At 42.1% G+C, this 19491-nt stretch carries 21 protein-coding genes; 3 read left to right on the forward strand and 18 right to left on the reverse strand.

The features are described from left to right. Positions 1-25 precede the first annotated feature (25 nt). The 4 genes from ACLOAU_RS05570 to ACLOAU_RS05585 form a co-directional block, all read right to left on the reverse strand. Entirely contained in the window at positions 26-754 is a 729-nt protein-coding gene (locus ACLOAU_RS05570; protein WP_427860865.1) for a hypothetical protein, read from the reverse strand. A gap of 232 nt (positions 755-986) precedes the next feature. Then, positions 987-1457, reverse strand: coding sequence for a DUF6896 domain-containing protein (locus ACLOAU_RS05575; RefSeq protein WP_427860866.1), 471 nt, complete (start codon positions 1455-1457; stop codon positions 987-989). 167 nt (positions 1458-1624) lie between these two features. After that, the gene (locus ACLOAU_RS05580; protein ID WP_427860867.1) at positions 1625-1948 is read right to left on the reverse strand and encodes a nuclear transport factor 2 family protein; all 324 of its coding nucleotides are present in this window, start codon (positions 1946-1948) and stop codon (positions 1625-1627) included. 23 nt (positions 1949-1971) lie between these two features. Then, complete coding sequence (locus ACLOAU_RS05585; RefSeq protein ID WP_427860868.1) at positions 1972-2766, reverse strand: SDR family oxidoreductase; 795 nt, start codon at positions 2764-2766, stop codon at positions 1972-1974. A gap of 124 nt (positions 2767-2890) precedes the next feature. Here ACLOAU_RS05585 and ACLOAU_RS05590 point away from each other — a divergent pair, with 124 nt between their 5' ends. Beyond that, positions 2891-3262 carry a winged helix-turn-helix transcriptional regulator gene (locus ACLOAU_RS05590; protein ID WP_427860869.1) on the forward strand — a complete coding sequence of 124 codons (372 nt, stop codon included), beginning with the start codon at positions 2891-2893 and terminating at the stop codon, positions 3260-3262. Between the two features lie 227 nt (positions 3263-3489). Here the strand turns inward: ACLOAU_RS05590 and ACLOAU_RS05595 are convergent, their stop codons facing one another. From ACLOAU_RS05595 to ACLOAU_RS05605, 3 genes are all read right to left on the reverse strand, one after another. Next, complete coding sequence (locus ACLOAU_RS05595; protein WP_427860870.1) at positions 3490-4140, reverse strand: FAD-binding oxidoreductase; 651 nt, start codon at positions 4138-4140, stop codon at positions 3490-3492. Positions 4141-4279: 139 nt separating this feature from the next. After that, the gene (locus tag ACLOAU_RS05600; RefSeq protein ID WP_427860871.1) at positions 4280-5155 is read right to left on the reverse strand and encodes a helix-turn-helix domain-containing protein; all 876 of its coding nucleotides are present in this window, start codon (positions 5153-5155) and stop codon (positions 4280-4282) included. A 677-nt stretch (positions 5156-5832) separates the two neighbouring features. Continuing rightward, complete coding sequence (locus ACLOAU_RS05605; protein ID WP_427860872.1) at positions 5833-6552, reverse strand: DUF3667 domain-containing protein; 720 nt, start codon at positions 6550-6552, stop codon at positions 5833-5835. Positions 6553-6849: 297 nt separating this feature from the next. On the opposite strand from ACLOAU_RS05605, the gene ACLOAU_RS05610 reads away from it, so the two are divergent. Next, on the forward strand, positions 6850-8478 hold the full coding sequence (locus tag ACLOAU_RS05610) for a hypothetical protein (RefSeq protein WP_427860873.1): 1629 nt from the start codon (positions 6850-6852) through the stop codon (positions 8476-8478). A 108-nt stretch (positions 8479-8586) separates the two neighbouring features. Here the strand turns inward: ACLOAU_RS05610 and ybiA are convergent, their stop codons facing one another. From ybiA to ACLOAU_RS05645, 7 genes are all read right to left on the reverse strand, one after another. Further along, positions 8587-9351, reverse strand: coding sequence for a riboflavin biosynthesis intermediates N-glycosidase (ybiA, locus tag ACLOAU_RS05615; RefSeq protein ID WP_427860874.1), 765 nt, complete (start codon positions 9349-9351; stop codon positions 8587-8589). A 16-nt stretch (positions 9352-9367) separates the two neighbouring features. Next, on the reverse strand, positions 9368-9802 hold the full coding sequence (locus ACLOAU_RS05620; protein WP_427860875.1) for a hypothetical protein: 435 nt from the start codon (positions 9800-9802) through the stop codon (positions 9368-9370). Positions 9803-9923: 121 nt separating this feature from the next. Beyond that, positions 9924-10682 (reverse strand): hypothetical protein, encoded by a 759-nt coding sequence (locus ACLOAU_RS05625; protein ID WP_427860876.1) that lies wholly within the window; start codon positions 10680-10682, stop codon positions 9924-9926. Positions 10683-10820: 138 nt separating this feature from the next. After that, positions 10821-11228, reverse strand: a complete 408-nt coding sequence (locus ACLOAU_RS05630; protein ID WP_427860877.1) for a type 2 periplasmic-binding domain-containing protein — start codon at positions 11226-11228, stop codon at positions 10821-10823. A gap of 181 nt (positions 11229-11409) precedes the next feature. Next, positions 11410-12003, reverse strand: a complete 594-nt coding sequence (locus ACLOAU_RS05635) for a DJ-1/PfpI family protein (RefSeq protein ID WP_427860878.1) — start codon at positions 12001-12003, stop codon at positions 11410-11412. A gap of 131 nt (positions 12004-12134) precedes the next feature. Next, the gene (locus tag ACLOAU_RS05640; protein ID WP_427860879.1) at positions 12135-12488 is read right to left on the reverse strand and encodes a DUF2200 domain-containing protein; all 354 of its coding nucleotides are present in this window, start codon (positions 12486-12488) and stop codon (positions 12135-12137) included. A 310-nt stretch (positions 12489-12798) separates the two neighbouring features. Beyond that, on the reverse strand, positions 12799-14211 hold the full coding sequence (locus ACLOAU_RS05645; RefSeq protein WP_427860880.1) for an aminotransferase-like domain-containing protein: 1413 nt from the start codon (positions 14209-14211) through the stop codon (positions 12799-12801). Between the two features lie 91 nt (positions 14212-14302). On the opposite strand from ACLOAU_RS05645, the gene ACLOAU_RS05650 reads away from it, so the two are divergent. Next, on the forward strand, positions 14303-15193 hold the full coding sequence (locus ACLOAU_RS05650) for a DMT family transporter (RefSeq protein ID WP_427860881.1): 891 nt from the start codon (positions 14303-14305) through the stop codon (positions 15191-15193). 1 nt (position 15194) lies between these two features. Here ACLOAU_RS05650 and ACLOAU_RS05655 read toward each other — a convergent pair whose 3' ends face one another. From ACLOAU_RS05655 to ACLOAU_RS05670, 4 genes are all read right to left on the reverse strand, one after another. Continuing rightward, positions 15195-15878 (reverse strand): hypothetical protein, encoded by a 684-nt coding sequence (locus tag ACLOAU_RS05655; RefSeq protein ID WP_427860882.1) that lies wholly within the window; start codon positions 15876-15878, stop codon positions 15195-15197. Between the two features lie 161 nt (positions 15879-16039). Next, entirely contained in the window at positions 16040-18310 is a 2271-nt protein-coding gene (locus ACLOAU_RS05660) for a multicopper oxidase family protein (protein ID WP_427860883.1), read from the reverse strand. Positions 18311-18334: 24 nt separating this feature from the next. Further along, positions 18335-18784: a heme-binding domain-containing protein gene (locus ACLOAU_RS05665; protein ID WP_427860884.1), complete on the reverse strand. Its 450-nt coding sequence runs from the start codon at positions 18782-18784 to the stop codon at positions 18335-18337. A gap of 1 nt (position 18785) precedes the next feature. Beyond that, on the reverse strand, positions 18786-19442 hold the full coding sequence (locus tag ACLOAU_RS05670; protein WP_427860885.1) for a DUF3347 domain-containing protein: 657 nt from the start codon (positions 19440-19442) through the stop codon (positions 18786-18788). Positions 19443-19491: the final 49 nt, after the last annotated feature.

The following is a 19491-nucleotide window of genomic DNA, read 5'->3' on the forward strand; positions in this document are numbered from 1 at the left end:
CAGTATTCTTTTCAGCGTGGTTGGTCTAGTACTTTTCTCTATCCTTAATTTTAAGATCAGTCAAGCCAAGTAAAAAGTTACAACATTCGTAATACCCGTTATTTTTGTTTGGTGTCCATCTATTGACTACATGATAATTGTTTTCTGACTTACCTTCTAAAATCCATTCTGAACCGTCAAGCCCCCTATCATTTTGATTTGTTGGTAATTTCCAAAAATCAATCTCACTTAGCTTCTTCACGAAAGCGTCCCAGGTTTGTTTGTCTAATTTTTTATGTTGGTCTATGGTTAACTTACCTGGTTTATACCCTCCTGCTCCATCTGATAATTTCCAACAAAGAAAATACTGGTCGCCGTGTTTCTCAATACGTATTGCAACTGGGTTATGAAATGTCCTAAGCCATGTAAATCTATAAATTTCCTTTTGCGATTTGTCCAAATAAATTACCGGTTCTCTTAAAGCAAACAGTTGTTCGGAATACCACTTTACGACAAACGAGTCAAGGCTAACATTCCTGGAAGTATCGCTAAATAGATTTAAAGGAAAATAAAATGCGGTATTGTCTTTGGGAACAAGGCTTGTGTCAATAGTGAAATCATCTTGGTCAACTATGGTCGGTGCAGAACCACTTTGTACATGGCAAGCAGTAGACAGGAAAACTATTAAAACTGATAAAATAGGCGTCTTACGCATGGTGGATAAAATTGCTGCCAACGTTGAAGCATTGGCGTTGTGGTAGAAATAGATTTCCATCAGCCCAATATGGCGCAAAGTTAAATAGTAATACAACAGATCAGCCTATATTCGAGAGCCGTCCATAATGCCAATGCAATGTTATGTGTCGCTTTCTTTGTTTTGAAATTGTAAAACCACATTCGTAACAAGCCCTGATTACAGTCCGGTCATCATAGTGATCAAGGTTTTTGTGATTGCCATTTTTCAGTAGCAAGATATAACAATGTATGAAGTATTTAATACAGCATTTCTATTCAGCGCTGTTTAACTTTCTAAAATTCACACCATAAACGTTGATCATTTTTTGATCCCTCTCCAGCTTTTCAAAAAAGCTCAATGTGTCACTAAACGGATTTTCAAAATATTTTGCAAGATGTTTGAAATGCGATGTTGTTATAAGAAAAAGATAGAAGAAATAAGGATCAAGGTTGGCAATACTCTCTTTGTCGCCGAGTGAAACCTCAAGTGTTTGCCCTGTTGCCACATGCTTAAACATACAATGTTCCCCATGCACATCAAAGCACCAATTGCCTGACAGGTTTTCTTGTCCATTCAATAAGTCTGCATTCTGTATTTCAAAATAGTGTCCTGCCTGAATTGCTGCTTTTTCAGGCTGATCCGTCTCAGTAATTAATTTGTCGATTAGCAATTGGGCAATGGCATTGTAGCTATCCATGGCTTTTAATAATTCAAGTTCAATGTCTTTGGTAAGTTCTGTCATAAAAATACAGTGAACTCAAATTTAGGCGAAACAATCCTGTTACGTGTTGAATAAAATTTTAAATATAGAATTCCAGGTAGCCATCTACAAAACTCAACAGCAGCACAAAGCTGAAGTATGCACTTCAGCCCTGCTTTGTCAAAATAAAGTATTACTTGCTGTATTTATCAGCCCGTAACTTTCAATGACTGTATCAATTCGTCTGCTATAACTAAATGATACGATAGTACAAGAGGGCTGCCGGGAAAATTGCCCGAAACCTCTGCTTTTAAAACACTTTCCGACTCTTTCTCTTCAAAGCCAACGGGTTTCATTGTAGCCCTGTATCGCTCGTTGGAGTCTGCAATCCATTCTTCAATTGCCGGTCTACCCTGGTGTGTTTTGCCCTCATCAACAACCACGGCTGTTTCAGAAAAACATTGGGCATAGGCAACGCTGTCGAAGCTGTTTTGTGTTGCTATTAACCGGGCTATTACATTTGGTAAATTCATTAGCTGGAATTTTAAAAGGTTTATTAAATAGTGGGCACCGTGCCACCATCGATTACAAAATTGGTTCCCGTTAAATATTGGGCTCTTGGCGAAACTAAAAAGCCAACAAATTCAGCTACTTCCTGTGGTTCGGCGGGTCTGCCAAAAGGTATTCCACCCAAAGCATCCATAACACCCTGTTGCGCTTCTTCTATCGTGCTGTTGGCGTTTCTGGCAATCTCGCCCAGCCAGGCTTCCGATGCTGTGGTATTAATCCACCCGGGCGAAACCGTGAGCACACGAACACCTTTTGGCGTTACTTCGTTGGATAAACTTTTACTGTAATTAATTAATGCGGCTTTTGAAGCGGCATAAGGCAAAGTAGAATCGTACAACGGCAATATGCCCTGGATAGAAGCGATGTGAATGATAACGCCGGCTTTTTGCGCTATCATTTGTGGCAGAAAGCCCCTGTCCAGCCGTACCGGCGCCAGCAAATTGGCCTGCAGGGTGGTTTCCCAATCTTCGTCTGACAGTGCAGCAAAGCCACCTGCCGGTGTGGATGATGCGCCGAGGTTGTTAACGAGAATGTCGAGCCTGCTGTAAGTGGACAGCACTTCGTTAACTACCTTTTTGCTTCCTTCAGCTTTGCTTAAATCGGCGGCTATAAAGTGCATGCTGCTGTTTTCCTGTTCCGGCGCATTTCTTGCCGTGATGATCACCGTGGCTCCGGCTTGTACCAGCCGCTCTGCTATTGCTTTTCCCGCACCTTTAGTGCCGCCTGTTACTAACGCTATTTTGCCGGAAAGCTCGTTGTTGAAATTAAAATTCTGTGTCATTGTTTATGTATTTAGGGCAAAAATGAGACTTATGCTTAGTTCTTACAAGTACGGAAATACGATTCACATAGGGATAAATTTATCCCCTATTGCACCATTTGGAACATAGGTTTACATTTGTTGTATGTATGAAAGAAAGATTATACCGAACCTGAATTGTGGTTTGGATTTAATAGGCGAAGTACTGTATGGCAAATGGAAGATCCGTTTGTTGTGGTTTATCCACCAGGGTCATCAACGCCCGAGTGAGCTGCAGCGAAAAATTCCTGATGCCACCAGGCGCGTGCTCAATATGCAGTTAAAGGAGTTGGAAGATCACGAATTGATTCAAAAAAAAATTTATGCGGTAGTACCGCCAAAAGTAGAATATAGCTTAACGGAGTTTGGTAAAACACTGGTTCCTGTAATTGCGATGCTGGGAACCTGGGGCGATGACCATGAAAAGCGGTTGCGGGATGTAATTTTGAAAAGATTGGAAGGCTCGGCAGCGGAGTAACATCTGTGGCTCTTTCAATAAAGTTACCACCTTAACCAGCCGGTATTAATCAAAAAATGCCCCGATAGTATTATTCTATTGAGCATTTTTTGCCATTGCTGGTGTTTCTCACCAGCAAGTATCTAATCGAGGGGATAGATCCTATCGAAGAAAAACCCAGAGCGGGATAAAGCCGGTTGGTGAAAAGCACCCAACCGGGACCTACAATCAAAAATGGCTATCAGAAACTACAATCCTTTTTTTCCCTCCAACCAATATCCTTGCGAATAAATATTTCCCTGGTTTTTGTACTTCAAAACTTTTCTGAAGGTCTGAATGGATTTAGCATTTCCGACTAACGCAAAATTTGCCCTACTCCATTCATCTGTTTGGAACAAGGGTAAATTGCTTACCCATTTTTCATTGATGAAAGAACCGTTTTTAGTAAATACAGTATAGTTTTCCAACTCCAATAATTCGGGAACATTTTTATTATCCTCATCCAGTTCGAAATAGAATTGAAATTTATAATTATTGCTTTTCAATAAAGAGCACAAAGCAACAGCAATGCCTAACGAGGTTTCATCACCGAAAAAGAATTGTTGCTTTATGCTTGGGTCGTATAATACTTTTCCTCGTGGCTGGCTGATAAATAGTTCGTCATTTGTCTGCAATGTATCAATGTATTTACTACCAACTCCGTTCCCATGAATGTGAAAAATAATGTCAAAAATTCCATTTTCCTTATCGTGATAAAAAACTGTATAATTTCTGAATTCCGTTTCACTCACGCGAACCACACTTGCGTAACCCATTTGAAAATTCCATTTTGATATATTGCCTTGAAAACGAATTTTCTTTATCTGTGGGCTAATGTAAGAAGTTTCTAAAACTCTCACGTTGGGTCGCATTGCGTTCCCGAATAAATTGCTAACCCATTTGGGTATGCTTGAAATCATTGTTTACTACATTAAAATATAATGCAAAGGAACAACGAACGGAAATTTCAAACAATACAAGAAGAAGGTAAGTATTGGACTAATCAAGGTTTTTGTTTCTAAAAGTCAAAACAGACATTCCTGCGACTTTTGAAAATAGTCTGCAAAAATAAGGGTAATCGTCATAGCCCAATTGGGTCGCGATTTCTTTTACTGATATATCAGAATGGTAAAGCAAGCGTTTGGCTTCTAAAATTATCCGTTGTTGTATGTGATGCGATACTGAATGTCCTGTAGTATTTTTTACGCATTCGTTTAAATAAGGTGAAGAAATGTTTAATTGCTGTGCATACTCTGTCGGACGTTTAGCGGTCACAAAATTTCGTTCCAATAATTCCTTAAACGCTTTGGTTACGATTTCAAATCGTGATAGTTTTTCAATTGGTTTTGATTGGACCAAATACTGTGAAATCATCAATCCTATTAAAGTATTACAACTTCCGGTTAATAGCGAATGATATAGTTTTTCATTTTTTCGTTCCGATAATTTTATGCAAAGTGATACAGCTTCTAGAATAATGGAAAATACTTCCTGGTTTAATGATAAAGGTTTTGCGGGCGAAATATCTTCCAATAATCTCAGGTATTCAGGATTTAGATTTTCGTTACTGATTGCCCCAATGCTTACAACTGCATTTCTAAAAGACAAGGTTCGATGCACCTGATTTTGGTGAATAAAAATAACTGATGATGGTTTTATAGTATGTTTATGAAAGTCAATCTCGATAGTAGTTGTTCCTTTTTCCTGTAAGAAAAATAAGTGGTATTCATCTCTGTGTGATTGTTTGATACTGTTAAATGCCTCAAACTGTTCGTATAAATGTAAATCTTTGCTCAACATTTTTCTTATGAAAACACCTTCATCTAACTCGGCTATCACCGGGTTTACAGGTATTGAACTTAACCTTTTAGACATTTTTTTTCACTTTTACCACTCTCTTTTAAGTAACGAGCAAAGTTAGAAATATTTGTAGTTCCCCTTAAATCTCTTCACCCACCTCCGCGGGAAGTTCGCGAAGGTTGCAGGTGAGTGCGGTTGCCTCCAGGCTTAGCTAGGGGATGTTAAAGCTTCGTCTTTGAAGCTCCGGCCTCCGCCGCCCGAGGAAAAAAATATCCCTGCCAGGGTTGAAGGGTGGCTACCCCCACCCTCAAATCTTCGCCCGGGGAGATGCAAGCTTCGACAACTCGCAAAACGACCGGGCGAACTCAGGTAAAAAGCGGGGCAACTTGGCTTTGGGTGCGTTGCCCCTTGTTTTAGGTGACCCTGTCTACCTCAGAGGTGGGGGTACCCTACCTACCAAAGGGGGCGCTCCTGTTGGCGAGTTGATTGGGATAGACAGAACGAATCATGGCACGGCAAAAGCTGCTCTTAGTCTTCGAACATGGTTCGTCTCTGAAGGAGTCCTTTGGACAGGCTCACCACGATATTTGTTTTGCTTTGAGGGATATCAGTCTATCCAGCTATCCGACAAATGAACTGTGAAACAGGCAGGCAGACACTATTTTTTCAACGCAGCCATTTAGTACTAAACCGGCACCAGGGATAAGCCTAAATGCCGGATACTATTCATCTGTCTAATAAAATGACTTCTATTATTTCTTGAAAATCAGATCGATCATAATACCAATAGCTACGGCTACAATAATAAAGCTAAGGCTGCCGAGCAGGTAAGCAATTAAAGCTTTGATATGGCTGGCAGGTTTCTTTTTATCAAAAAACTGGCCGATGGCCCAGGCTGCATAAATAAACGCAGCAATGCCGCCAAACTGCATGAGCCTGAAATGAGTAACGCCTTCTAAAAGTGCAAACACGGCGAAAAGCAACATGTCGATGCCCATTACAAAACAAAGTAGTATGAGTATTTCAAAAATATTATAGCCGGATTTACGAAAGAAGATCTTCGTCCACCAGGCAATGAATACGCCCATGATCATATTGGCATAGCCATAATGCCCCTGCACCCACGCAAAGATGGCCGCAGTGGTAGATGCCTCATCACCATCGAAGCTCATATACTCCTCTTCGATATGAAAAAAATGGTTGATGAGTGAATAGATCAGCGAGGCTACAATCAAAAAGATAATGGGCTTTACCAGCCGGCTGCGGTTTTCTGAAAGGAATTGCCGCACATTTTGTCCGGGCCGGAGCATGAGCTCACGGATGGTATATAAAATGCCTTTTTCAAAATGCAGTACATGCTCTATTTCGTGTATAATATAATGGGAATCGACGCGTTTGAGTTGGGCGGGCTGGCCACAGGCGGCACAATACTTACCGCTGAGGGGCTCGTTGCAATTTTTACAGTTGCTCATGTATGTTTAGTTGTTCGTAAGGGTATGGATCTTTTGCCGGGAGTTATTGAGGCTGTGCCTTGAAAAAGCTTTTGCCCGTATAACCGGTGGCTAAAAAAGGGTGCAAAGATAGATTAAAAATGGATTATAGAATAAATGCTGATGGTGTTTAGAGAAGGCAATAAAAACTGGACGGTTGGCTTAGTGCCCCGTAACAGGGGACTGTTTTTGTCTGTACTAAAAAACAATCGTGGATTTTGATATCATCCACGATTTGTACTATCTTTCCTGTCATTTTTAACCCTCAAAAACACTGTTATGAAAAACAGCACAACAACCAATAGCTATTGCTATGCATTGCTCCTTTTGATTTTGATCTTCAGTTCCTGTAAGAGAAGCGCTGAACTGATGTCTGATGGCCCAACCCGTCCCCGTAGCGTAGTGCCGGGTACCTTACCCAATTTTGTGTTTAGAGACACTTTAAACCAGGGCGAAGGCATATTACCATTTGTAGCGACCGATACCGCATTTGACTTTACTGGTCGTGTTTCCCACGGCAATATCGCCTATTCTCCTAATTTAATGATGCCCCCTAACGTGGCTTCGGTGATTGCTTTTACATTCGAGGGAGGCAGCACCTACCCCACTGCCACTTTCGATACCGTTAACAACAACATACCCACCCAGTTATATGAAATGGGTGTTGATAATGGCGTGATCTTTATTCATGAAGGTGGTGGCAATTATACCGCTCACGGCCCGCTGGGTAATTCTCTGCTGGCCCTGGAGCGCACAGCTGCAAACCGGGTGCTCTATACAAAATACACCAATGGCGTAAGAACAGTAATTCATGATATGGGCGTAATGAGCGATACCTCAAAAGGACTTTACCCGCGATTTAGTTTCCTGGAAGGGGGGCCCAAATTAAAATACCTGCAGTATTTCAACGCAGTTGTGGTAGATAACGCGGGTAATCCGCTAATGCCTTCTTTCAATTTTGAAGATTATATAGACAATGCTTATTATGCTACTAATGCCTTAAACCACTTAGGACAACCCTGCCAGAACGGCGATGCAGTGATCACTGTTCCAGATAGCAAGGGTTCTATGGATATTACCTACGTAGGTGATACGATGCCTACTTTAGGCATCCCCAAATATTTCAATGGAAGTATTGCCATCACTAACCAGTCCGATGCTGTTTACCTCTCGCCGGACGTGGACTATAATTCTCCAATTTCCACCAACGGGCTTTATAACCTTCCGGAGGAAGTAACAATGGTGTTCCGGAAAATGCCGGGAACAGACTGGGAAGCTATTTCTACTACCAACGATTACTATATAGCATTTGGCGGCGGCGCGTTGCGGGTAACAGCTCCTTCAGGGTTCCTTTCGGGTAACCTGCCCGATATTTACTATAAAGTTTCCGTCCTTCATGTGCGATTCTACAAAAACGGAAGTGTTGATGCGGCTGACGTGTGGCTGAACGGGGACAGCCTGGGGACGGTAATCAATACCGGCGGCATGTACCGCAGTAAAAGCCGCAGTATCAGCGTTCATACCAATGCATCAGATCATGACCTGATTGCCAAGTTCTATAAATCGGGCACCATTACGAACCGTACAGCCTATTTGCAGCAGTTGAATACTTATTTTCATGCCAGTCAGGGACCGGCAACCAACCATCCCTATGCTTCAAGCGTAACTAAATCCCAATCCGGCAACCAGTATACAGCCCACTATGTATATAATGGTGTACATCCCGAAAATACTTCGGCGGTACAATACCAGTGGTATGAACTTATTAATAACGGAGCATTTACTCATGTGCCTCTGGGAACAACGAAAACGATCACCTATACCGGCTCTAACTCAATCAGGCCGACGGTGAAAGTATATGACAGCCTTGGCAATAGCTGGCGGTATGTGAATGGCTTGTTTGATTAACACATCTGATTTATATCCGAAAGGCGAGATTCTTGCGGAGTATGTGTCGTGATAATTTCGCCTTTTTAATTCTTACAGTAATCTTTTAAAAACTATGAAGTCAGTAGCTTAATCATAAAAACCCTCCCATTGTTGAGGCGGTGGATAGGTTAATTGGCAAATGGTTTGTTCCCTGGGGGATAGTTTGTGAAGATAGTCACTCCAGCTAGTAATACAGTCTTCCCCTGCGCCCATGCGCCAAAACATATCCATCCCGTCTATCCCGGGATATTTTACCCACGGTGGTTGGGGGACATTCCCGAGGGGTTGAAAAGTTCCGAAGGCTTTCAGGAAATCTCTTACTTCCATTAAAGCAAAGCCTAAAAGGTTCTGCCCTTGCCATGCATAAATATTATTGATATAGGCACTATCCTGGGCCAGGCCAATTCCCCAGATACGATCTGCCGGACTGGCTTCAACCAATATCGTATCGCCGGTGCCGAGGAGATACGATGCCAGTTGGGGGTGCTGGTTGAACTTATGAATATTACCAGCCCTCACTATTTGATACTTGTGATCATTCCAGACTAATTCATCAAAACTGATCACCTGGCGTCCGAGCTCTTTGGCTTCAGCGGGAGTGTTGCTGTTGATGATCTTATCAAAGAGATCGCTGTTACCAAACAACAAAGCCTTTTGAGCCATCATCCAATGCTCGGCCGTTTTGTAAATGACGCCTCCAACTGTAAACTTGCAGTCGTACCACTGGCTCAAACAAAACTTTCCAACCGGCTGCCGATCTTTATTCGTATGTCCCCAGAAAAACAGGTAGGTTAAATGCGCGCCGTTTTCAAACTGATCGGTTAGCCAGTTAATATTGTATGTAGCTTTCATTTTTGAATTAGTAAAATTATTCTTTGTAACAAATAAGCTTTAGCCTTTGCTCATCTATATCCAGGCAAAAGTCTCCCACATTCTTTATCAGTTCTTCAATATAGTTGATATCCTGTTCAACAGGTTCATCCCTATCAACAACCTTCGGAAATAACAGGTACTCAATTTCTTTAAATGCTAACACGCCTCCTAATGAGTTGTGCTCTTCAAATCCCTCCTGCCAATAATCAAAGCCAAACGTTGTGTCGGCTTCCAGGTATAATTCGCCCACTTGGTCTCCCTGCACCTTCTTAAATTCTATCTTGTGTATTCTATAAATATGCTCAATCAATACCCCAATTAATTTTACCCATTTAGAGTTGGACATCAGGCGTTGCGAGAATTTTGAAATTGCTTTATCAATTTCCCGCTCCCATTGCTGATCATGTCTTATTGATTTTCTTGTTCGCATAGAAACCTTTTTTCGGCTGTGTTTTGATTCTGGCTTTTCAACAAAGGTCAATACTACTATTTCGCACCAGCATTTTCTGTTTACCAGTCCAATAACCATCCGCCAGATTAGAAGAACTCATTCAGTTGATATGTTTGGCTTGCTGTTTTGTTTCACCTAACAGGTAATACCGGTGAAAAAAACCGGTCAGTACAACTATTTTTTTTCCCGGATATTTATTAGCTATCCTAATAATATTTTGAGCCATGGTTTTGTTACGTAAATCCCAGAAATCCGATAAATTTTTATACGCCTCTCTCCAGCTAATGGTAACACCGGAACTGGTGGTTGCAAATCGCTGTATGAACTCGTTGCGCTGATCGATCACTTTTTTTATTTCACGATGCTGGTAGTGCTGCCTGCGTCTCGCCAAATTATCTGTATTTACATTATTGAAACTTTTAGCCGACGCATTTACGTAAGAGTTTAAGTCTTCGGTAAGCCCATAGTATTCTTTAACAATTTTAGTTTGTCTTTTATTCAGTTGCTTATGAATATATAGGCTATCTAACAACTTTTCAATTTGAGTTTGAGCCTGCTTTATGCCCAGACTCCTCCGATAAGTATCCCTGTTTTCAAAGTCGAAGGGTCCTGCCTTAGTAGCGGGATGTAAGGCTATGTATCTTGATACAGCGATTGGCTCATTCTCCTTTGATGCATACATCAAACTATATTGAGCGTCGAATGTCTTATTAAACAGGCCACTATCCAGCTCCAATAATATAATATCAGGTTTTATTTTTTCCAATATACTCAGCAATGTATCTGCATCAAATTGCTTTGATGGATAATGAACGGTGCCAATAATGGTTACATTGCTGGTTTGTGCGTTTGCAACCATAGCTAATATCAGGAATTTTATCAAAAAAGTTAGGATATGTCTCATAGGATACTGGGGGATGGTATCATAAAGATCTGTTTTAAGCTAAAGATATTCTAATGCGTTTTTCATTTGCAAATTTTCAAAAGCAAGTGTCGATTACTTTCCGTCAAAATCATAACGCCAATCAGTTTCCTTATGCTTTAAAGCTAAAAATTCTTTTAATGCAATTCTGATAGGCTTCAGAATTTCTCTAGTACCGGTAATCGATTGAAGTAATTTCTTTTTTGAAGTTTCTCTATGCCAATCTTCCTTTTCAAATATCTTTAGAGTAACAACACCAGCCCTATCCTCAAATTCAAATAAATAAGCCACGGGTTCAAGCCACCATACCACCAACCGCGAATCATTATTTCCCAACCTGAATGCTGCATTGTATAGTTCTTCTACCGGGTTATTTAACACATCCGATGCATCAAAGTCAAGTTGAAAATCCTGATACCGGAAAGTAACTGGTAACCATCCGTGTCTGGGCATACCCAGGCTTATATAAATTGAATCATTCATATTCTTTTTCTACCTCCAATTTAACTTTAATCATTTTACGACGGATTTTGAACCCGCTCCCAACCGTCAAAAATTATCAAACAGCTTTAAAGATGTCATTACCGCTGTCTTCCATCCAGTTGTACTCTATTTCGGTTGCTACTTTTAGCCCTTGCTGGTGTTTTTCACCAGCACGAATCTATCACTCAGCCTTAAAGGTATCATTGTCTTTGTCTTCCATCCAATTGTACTCTATTTCAGTTGCTACTTTTCTGGCGAATTCAATTCCGTGTTGATCACTCAAAAAACCTAAAGACATATCGATGCCCGCGCTTACACCGGATGAAGTGTAGAACTTGCCGTCTACCACCCAGCGCGCCGCTTTATCCCATTGCACCTCCGGGCCGTTGCCGGTTACCCAGGCGAAGGCGCGTTTATTGGAAGTGGCTTTTTTATGGTTGAGCAAACCTGTTTGGGCCAGCAGGGCACTACCGGTACACACCGTTAACACATATTTACTTTGATCGGACACCTCTTTTATTTTTTCGATCATCAACAAATTATGGACTTCGGTACGGGTACCGAATCCACCGGGAACCAGGAAAATTTCTACCGGCGTGGTAATAGATTCGAGTGTAGCGGTTGAAAGAGACACGCCATGCCTGTTGCTTATTTGTCCTCCCGGCAGCGAATAGAATTTTATGGTGTATAAATCAGTTAACCTGCCAAATACTTCCACAGGTCCGAAAACATCAAGGGTTTCAAAATCATTAAAAAGTAGTACTGCGATATTCATTTTAAATATACACCAGGTTGGTGCAATCGTTCTTCTGGGTTATATCATTTTAACTCGTGTTATCGGTAGCCAGGCTTTTGTAGCCCTATGCCCTCTTTCCGTCCTTGCTGGTGTTTTTCACCAGCAAGCCTTCAAGCCCTCAATATCTTCTCCATTTTTTTGCCCTTGGCAAGCTCATCAATCAACTTATCCAGGTAACGCGCTTTCTGCACAATGGGGTCTTCGATTTCTTCTACCCTATAGCCGCAAATGACGCCGGTTATTTTTGAAGCGTTGGGATTGATCTGTGGCGCTTCATTGAAAAAGGCTTCAAAGGTTGATTTTTTGTCGATTTGCGCTTGTAAGGTTTTGGCATTGTAGCCGGTAAGCCAGAAAATGATCTCATCTACTTCTTCTTTGGTACGCCCTTTCCTTTCTGCCTTTTGAAGGTACATGGGATAAACCCCGGCAAATACCATTTTGTATATTTTTTCTGCGTGATTCATGAACTGTATTGTTAGGATTTAGTTTCTATAAATTAATGTTTAAACTGCCTGTAACTGTTGTTTTACTGATTCGTGAAGACACGAATCAGTGCTGTTTATCCTTTGTAATTTTCGTTTTCCAATTAAACAAAGAAAAATTACATCAAAGATTATTGCCGGCCAAAAATTATGCAGGTGTGCTAAGCTTTCTTGCTGATTCGTGAGGACACGCATCAGTGCCGAAGACACGAATCAGTGCTGAGGACTCGGATCAATGCCGGGAGCACACAAGTCAGCGCTGCAAATCAATGCTGCCGGACGATAAAAATACCTACAGGTTACAAGCCAGCTTGCCCAGCTGCTGTAGTTTCATGGCCAGGCTATCCGTCCAGGGCAAGCCAATGCAAAGCCGCATGCAGTTTTGAAACTGGTTCTGTAAAGTAAACATTCTTCCCGGCGCAATGCTGATGCGTTTTTTTAATGCATCGTTATACAACTCGGCTGTATCTATGTTTTTGGGGAACTCCACCCATAAAGCCAGGCCACCCTGTGGCTGACTGATCTTAGTTCCCTCGGGAAAATGGCTGGCAATGATATGCGCATAGCGGTTGTAGTTTTCCTGCAAAGTTTTGCGAAGTTGGCGAAGATGACTATCATACCTGCCGGTTACGAGGAAATTGCCCACCGCCTCATGGATGATGGTAGTGGCTGATAAAGACTGGATGAGCTTCATTCTTAATATCTGCTCCTTATACCTGCCGGGAGCCACCCATCCTACCCGGTAGCCGGGTGCCAATGTTTTGGATACAGCGCCGCACCATAATACATTGCCTTCTTTATCGAAAGACTTACAGCACTTAGGTCGCTCTGCTCCAAAATGAAGGTCACCATAAGTATCATCTTCAATCAATGGTATACCCTGTTGAGCCAAAAGGCTTACCACCTCTTTTTTATGCGCATCGGGCATACAATAACCCAGGGGCGTATTAAAATTAGGCACCAGCAAACAGGCATCCATTTTGGTCAGCAGTTTTTTAAACGCGTCCATTTCAATACCGGTAACGGGATGAGTGGGCAACTCTAAAACCTTTAAGCCGAAACTAACCGCCAGCTGTAGTATACCCGGATAGCAAGGGCTTTCTATGGCAATAGTATCGCCTGGTTGGGTTACCGCCATTAAGCACAGAGCCAGTGCGTTCATACAGCCATTGGTGGTAACAATGTCGCTTTCTTTTAAACGCCCGCCCCAGTTGAAAGACCGGGCTGCCACCATTCTTCTTAGTTTTTCATTGCCCTGCAGTGGTTCATATTCGGTGCCGCCATCTTTCAGCCCGCGGGTAGCTGATACAATTTCTTTTTTCAGTTTCGCCAGTGGCAGCAGATCGCCCGACGGCACGCCAATAGAAAAAAGCGTAAGATCTTTACGGGCCATGTTGGAATACACGCTATCGATCAGCTCGTTAGGCTCTGTATTTCTGGCCACGGCCAAAGGCTTACTGGCTTCGGGTAAAGGCAACCTCATATAACCCGGCATACTTACAAAATATCCCGACTTAGGTTTGGGCTCTATAAGCGATTGGGATTCTAACTCCAGGAATATTCTCTTAGCGGTATTAATTCCAATGCCATGCTGTGCACTTAACATGCGAACCGATGGCAACCGGTCTCCTGTTTTTAAAACGCCGCTCCTGATCTGGTGCGCGATGTTGCCGGCAATTTCATTATATAAAAATTCTTTCTTCACCCTGCAAAGCTAGCTGTGTCCCCATAAATATCAAAAATTGTGACTGTGTTTATCTTTATTCTTTGACGAGCTTTGTGCTTCAATCAATAACATGAACGAAATAAGTATCGCTACGACAAAGAATATAAATGCCAACGGCTGGTTAAATGGGTTTATCGGAGTATTACTATTCAGTGGCTCTCTGCCTGCTACCAAACTGGCCATACTGGGTTTTAGTCCGCTTTTCCTTACTTTTGCACGCGCAACCATTGCGGGCTTACTGGCCCTGGCAGCCTTAAGCATTTTTAAACAAAAGTGGCCCAACCGCAACCAGGTCATTCCATTGATTATTGTAGCACTAGGTGTAGTATTAGGTTATCCCTTACTAAGCGCATTAGCCTTACAGCATATTACTTCTGCGCACTCCATTGTGTTTGTGGGACTGCTGCCTCTTGCCACGGCTCTCTTTGGTGTATGGAGAGGGGGTGAACGACCGAAGCCTTTGTTCTGGCTGTTTTCCATTTTCGGTAGCTTACTGGTTATTAGTTATGCTGTGGCACAGGGGCTTACGGCTTCACCCGCTGGCGATTTGCTGATGCTGGCAGCCATTGTCGTATGTGGACTGGGCTATGCCGAAGGCGCTAAGCTTTCAAAAACGCTGGGTGGCTGGCAGGTGATTTCCTGGGCGCTATTGCTTGCACTGCCGGTAATGTTGCCCCTGTCTTTTATTTATATGCCCCTTGGTTTTGAAAACGTCAATGCGGGCGCATGGACCAGCTTAGCCTATGTGTCTTTATTCAGCATGTTTATAGGCTTTGTGTTCTGGTATAAAGGACTGGCACAAGGTGGTGTGGCATCGGTAGGTCAATTACAATTATTACAGCCCTTTTTCGGGCTGGCACTGGCCGCTTTTATATTGCAGGAACAGGTGAGCTGGGGCATGTTACTGGTTACGATTGGGGTAATTGCCTGTGTGGCAGGATCGAAGAAGTTTGGAAAATAGCCTAGCTGAAAGTCGCTTCTCTTGTCAGCAAATGATCTTCTAAAACCAAATCGGCTTTAAAGAGCTCTTTTACTTTCTGAGCAATCTCATTGCGGTTGATGGTGGAGGCGTCACGCCTTAAATCAATATAGTGCTCCCTTGATAGTTTCTCCGTTAACTGTCTTACTGTATTTAATTGCAGCTCTTTTGAAAAAAATTTGCCGGCCAACCTACCTATTGCTATAAAAAAGAGTATTCCTGTTACTGCCACCTGCCATTGAAAGAAAAAGAATAAAAGAGAACCAATAACGCCTCCGGCTATCAACCAGGAGAACCAGGCCTGCATACTGAGTATGTCAAAGGCTATACCCAATTGCTGTTGCAGCGCTCTAATTTTTTTATTGCGATCGTGACGTGGAAAAAGATCTTCTATTTTACTTTCCAGCGTTATAGATACTTTATCTATCTCTTGTACTAAAGCAATGGCTTCCCGAATTCTGTAGTAGGCCTGTTGTGTAGCACAAGCCTCTGACTGAATACCATTGACTTTGTGTTCAATAATATCGCAAAGTTCTCCAAAATTTTTTACGCTTTCCAGTTCCCTATATTTAAATTGAATGTGGAACGACTTTTCCACCTTCTGCAATATTTCTGAAATATCGTCCGGGTCAACGTTGGAAAGATCGTATGTATCGTTCTCTTTCATAAGATTACTGATTAAATACTTATCACATTGTAGGGGGTTCTATAAAAATACAAAATTAGATAAGAGTATAATTATTTGTACAGGTGAGGGTATAGCCAACGCGAGACGGAAAAGCCGGGCCTCATTAGAAGCCCGGCTTTAAGGATTGGTCTTTATATTGGTTAATAACTGATCGAAACACCTGCACCAAAACCCATATCGCTATCGTAATGTGTACGAACCCCGATATTTTTTGTAATGATATAACGCAGGTCTGCCATATACTCCAGGTCGGAGTTCACCATAAACCCGGCTCTTAATCTTTTTGAAACCGGGATATCTTCCCGCATCAACGACAGCCGGAATATACCGTCATGATACACTTCAGCTTGTACATTTACCAACATGGGTAAGGTGTACATCACACCCAGGCTTACCGCCGCCCGGTTATCTTTTTTATTTACCTGCCCAAATATATTTTTCTCATGCTCGTCTTTGCCCATTTTCCGGTAGCGCCAGTCAAAGCCTATAAATGGCATTAGCCATTGCATTTTCCCAATATAACGTCCCAGGTGGGTTTCCACCTCGTAGCCATGCATATTATTGTAGCCTAAGCGCCACTCTGTACCTAAAGACCATCTTGCATTCTGGAACATCAGTTCACCGTCATTGCCGTTAGTGGCAAAATCGTTCTGTATCATAAAGTGCGGCATATTACTTTCCCGCTGCAGCATTTTATACGCCATTGCCTTATCAGGCAGATATGGATTTTTATAATCATCTACCGCAAAAACCCGGTTCATTCCTGCCATCATATGATATAGTATATGACAATGGAAGAACCAGTCGCCTTCCTCATTTGCCAGGAACTCAATGATATCTGTCTCCATTGGCATAATATCTAACACATTCTTCAATGGTGATCTCTCGCCCTTCCCGTTGATGACCCTGAAATCGAAGCCATGTAAATGCATGGGGTGCCGCATCATAGAATTATTGTAAATGGTAATGCGTAGCACTTCTCCTTTTTTCACCGGTATCTTGTCTGTTTCAGACAAGATTTTATTGCCCATGCTCCATACATAGCGATTCATATTCCCCGTAAGCGTAAACTTTAATTCTTTTACCGGTGCATTTGGCGGAAGCGTGGTGTTATGGGGAGATTGCAGCATGGCATAGTTTAAGGTAACAATATCACCCAAGGCGTTTGCGTTATACCGGTTCGAATCGCTATCCATATTCATGTTGTGCTGACTGTGGTCCATTTTTTTCCCCGCATCTCCTGTTATTTCAGGGTACATCACTACGTTCATATCCATTTGGTTCAGGCTCATTTTCATACCCATATCATCCAGGTCGCCATTCATCTTCATCATGTCGTTCATCATCTTCATTCCTTCAAAATACTTCAGGCGCGGCAGTGGGGAGATCAACTGTTTAATGCCATTGCCAACAAAATAGCTTGCAGCCTGCGTTCTGTCTTCTGTCGTCGCCAAAAATTCATACGCCACCCCATCTTCAGGAATAGTAACCACTACATCATACGTTTCTGATACGGCTATGATCAGGCGATCTACTTCAACGGGTTCTACATCATTTCCATCATTAGCCACTACCGTTATTTTACCGCCTGCATACCGAAGCCAAAAATAAGAGGAGGCTCCCCCGTTGGATATCCGTAATCTTACTTTGTCACCGGGCTTCAGCGCCTTACCATCCACCCGTTTCAGGTCGGAAGTATTGCTGCCGTTGATCAGTATCTTATCATAATACACATCGCTTACATCCATTGCCAACATTCTTTTCCATTCATTGGTTAATTTAGTTTTAAAATGCCCTTCACGGATGGCTTCGGCATAAGATTGCGTTGCATTTTTTTTGATGGCTGCCCAGTCATTAGCATTGTGCAGCACACGGTTAATATTATCCGGATTCAGGTTGGTCCACTCACTTAAAATAAGCGGCACAGTGGGTAAGTCATCTATTCCTCTTCTGAAGGTTTTATCATCCTCTCTTTTTTTCATTATAAAATTTCCGTACATACCTATCTGCTCCTGCAAGCCTGAGTGAGAATGATACCAATGAGTACCGTGTTGGATAATGGGAAAACGATAGGTGTAGGTAGCTCCCGGTTCAATAGGCTTTTGCGTAAGCCAGGGCACACCATCTTCCTTGTTGGGTAAAAACACGCCATGCCAGTGTAATGAAGTGCCTTCCCTGAGCTGATTATGCACCACAATTTCTGCAGTGTCGCCTTCTGTAAATGTGAGCGTGGGCATTGGTATCTGTCCATTTACCGCAATAGCTCTTTTTTCTTTACCTGCATAAGTTACAAGCGAATCTTTCACATAGAGCTCGTAACGAACCACTTTCTGTGCGAATAGCAATTGGTTGCCCCATAACAGCAAAACAGCTATTAGCGCCAGCTTACAGGTATTTTTATACTTATTCATTGCTTGAGAATTATTTATCAGAAACTATTCCTGGCTTTGTATCCAGTCGATTAATATTTTAGCCCGCACCTCGTTCAGCCTTGCATTTTCGTGCATCAGTGTGTATGAAGGCAGGGGCATTTCTTTAGTCTCTATTTGCTTTTTAATTGAGGTTAATAATCTTTCTTTTTTTCGGTTGGAGTAGGTACCCCATTCACTAAAGTTCAGGTCCTTACGGGCCCTTTTAATATGGCTTTCCACAATCATTCGCGCCGGTTGAATATAGTTGTACCACACATAATTGGTATTACTGCTATGGCAGTCGTAGCAAGAAATGTGCAGTATTCTTTTAACATCTGCCGGAATATTGTTTGACTGGGCAATATCCATTGTTTCATCCTGCTCTTTATTACTATTGCGGGCCGGTTGATAAAACTGAATCGCAACGAAAAGAAACAATAAAGCCAGTGCTACCGGCTTAATCTTTCTCTTCATTTTAATATTCTTTTTTTACGGAACCGCAGGTAAGCATCTGTCCACCATAATAAGGGTTCTTTATTTCCTTAATCTCGCTAATCCATATGGCACCTTTGCCTTCATTATACATCGGGCAGTGTTGCTGGTATAGTTGCTGCGGCGCGCCAAAAATGGCTATCAGATCATTCATGTCCTTACTCAGGGAGGCGAGATGCTCCCGCTGATGCGCAATCTTTCCGGCGTTATCCCCTATATGTTCTGCATTTTCCATCGCATCGGCTGCGATATCCATAAACTCTTTATGCTTACCTGACGGAACACTTTTCATATCAACCCTTTTTAAGGTTCCCAGTAATTTTCTTCCGGCATCGGCGGCCAGCTTACCATTGTCTGCAACAAGGGCATTTTTTAAAGCCAGGTAATCTTTTATAATGGGTGCGATTGAAAAGTTATCAATGTTCTCTTGCACCTTCTCCTGTTCAACATTTTTGTTGATGGTATCTGCTGCCGTCGGAAGAACAGGAGTGCTGTCTTTTTCAGCAACCGCATGTATTTCGGCAACGGCAGCCGTATCGTTATCCAGGTTATTGTTTGAGTTATTTTCAGATGAATTGCAGGACAATAAGGTAGCTGCAATTACTGCTGATAGAATAGTTGAAAAAAAGATTGCCTTCATTTTTTATACGCTTTAATTTTTTCTGATTAATTAAGATTGGAGTGGTACC

It is taken from the genome of Paraniabella aurantiaca, from assembly GCF_050309965.1.
Lineage (GTDB): Bacteria > Bacteroidota > Bacteroidia > Chitinophagales > Chitinophagaceae > Niabella.

Coding starts and splice junctions, on each gene's coding strand:
- ACLOAU_RS05575 (WP_427860866.1), bottom strand. CDS start 1,457: ATGACAGAACTTACCAAAGACATTGAACTTGAATTATTAAAAGCCATG.
- ACLOAU_RS05650 (WP_427860881.1), top strand. CDS start 14,303: ATGAACGAAATAAGTATCGCTACGACAAAGAATATAAATGCCAACGGC.
- ACLOAU_RS05605 (WP_427860872.1), bottom strand. CDS start 6,552: ATGAGCAACTGTAAAAATTGCAACGAGCCCCTCAGCGGTAAGTATTGT.
- ACLOAU_RS05630 (WP_427860877.1), bottom strand. CDS start 11,228: ATGAATGATTCAATTTATATAAGCCTGGGTATGCCCAGACACGGATGG.
- ACLOAU_RS05625 (WP_427860876.1), bottom strand. CDS start 10,682: ATGGTTGCAAACGCACAAACCAGCAATGTAACCATTATTGGCACCGTT.
- ACLOAU_RS05655 (WP_427860882.1), bottom strand. CDS start 15,878: ATGAAAGAGAACGATACATACGATCTTTCCAACGTTGACCCGGACGAT.
- ACLOAU_RS05600 (WP_427860871.1), bottom strand. CDS start 5,155: ATGTCTAAAAGGTTAAGTTCAATACCTGTAAACCCGGTGATAGCCGAG.
- ACLOAU_RS05590 (WP_427860869.1), top strand. CDS start 2,891: ATGTATGAAAGAAAGATTATACCGAACCTGAATTGTGGTTTGGATTTA.
- ACLOAU_RS05580 (WP_427860867.1), bottom strand. CDS start 1,948: ATGAATTTACCAAATGTAATAGCCCGGTTAATAGCAACACAAAACAGC.
- ACLOAU_RS05585 (WP_427860868.1), bottom strand. CDS start 2,766: ATGACACAGAATTTTAATTTCAACAACGAGCTTTCCGGCAAAATAGCG.
- ACLOAU_RS05665 (WP_427860884.1), bottom strand. CDS start 18,784: ATGAAGAGAAAGATTAAGCCGGTAGCACTGGCTTTATTGTTTCTTTTC.
- ACLOAU_RS05570 (WP_427860865.1), bottom strand. CDS start 754: ATGGAAATCTATTTCTACCACAACGCCAATGCTTCAACGTTGGCAGCA.
- ACLOAU_RS05635 (WP_427860878.1), bottom strand. CDS start 12,003: ATGAATATCGCAGTACTACTTTTTAATGATTTTGAAACCCTTGATGTT.
- ybiA (WP_427860874.1), bottom strand. CDS start 9,351: ATGAAAGCTACATACAATATTAACTGGCTAACCGATCAGTTTGAAAAC.
- ACLOAU_RS05670 (WP_427860885.1), bottom strand. CDS start 19,442: ATGAAGGCAATCTTTTTTTCAACTATTCTATCAGCAGTAATTGCAGCT.
- ACLOAU_RS05640 (WP_427860879.1), bottom strand. CDS start 12,488: ATGAATCACGCAGAAAAAATATACAAAATGGTATTTGCCGGGGTTTAT.
- ACLOAU_RS05610 (WP_427860873.1), top strand. CDS start 6,850: ATGAAAAACAGCACAACAACCAATAGCTATTGCTATGCATTGCTCCTT.
- ACLOAU_RS05620 (WP_427860875.1), bottom strand. CDS start 9,802: ATGCGAACAAGAAAATCAATAAGACATGATCAGCAATGGGAGCGGGAA.
- ACLOAU_RS05660 (WP_427860883.1), bottom strand. CDS start 18,310: ATGAATAAGTATAAAAATACCTGTAAGCTGGCGCTAATAGCTGTTTTG.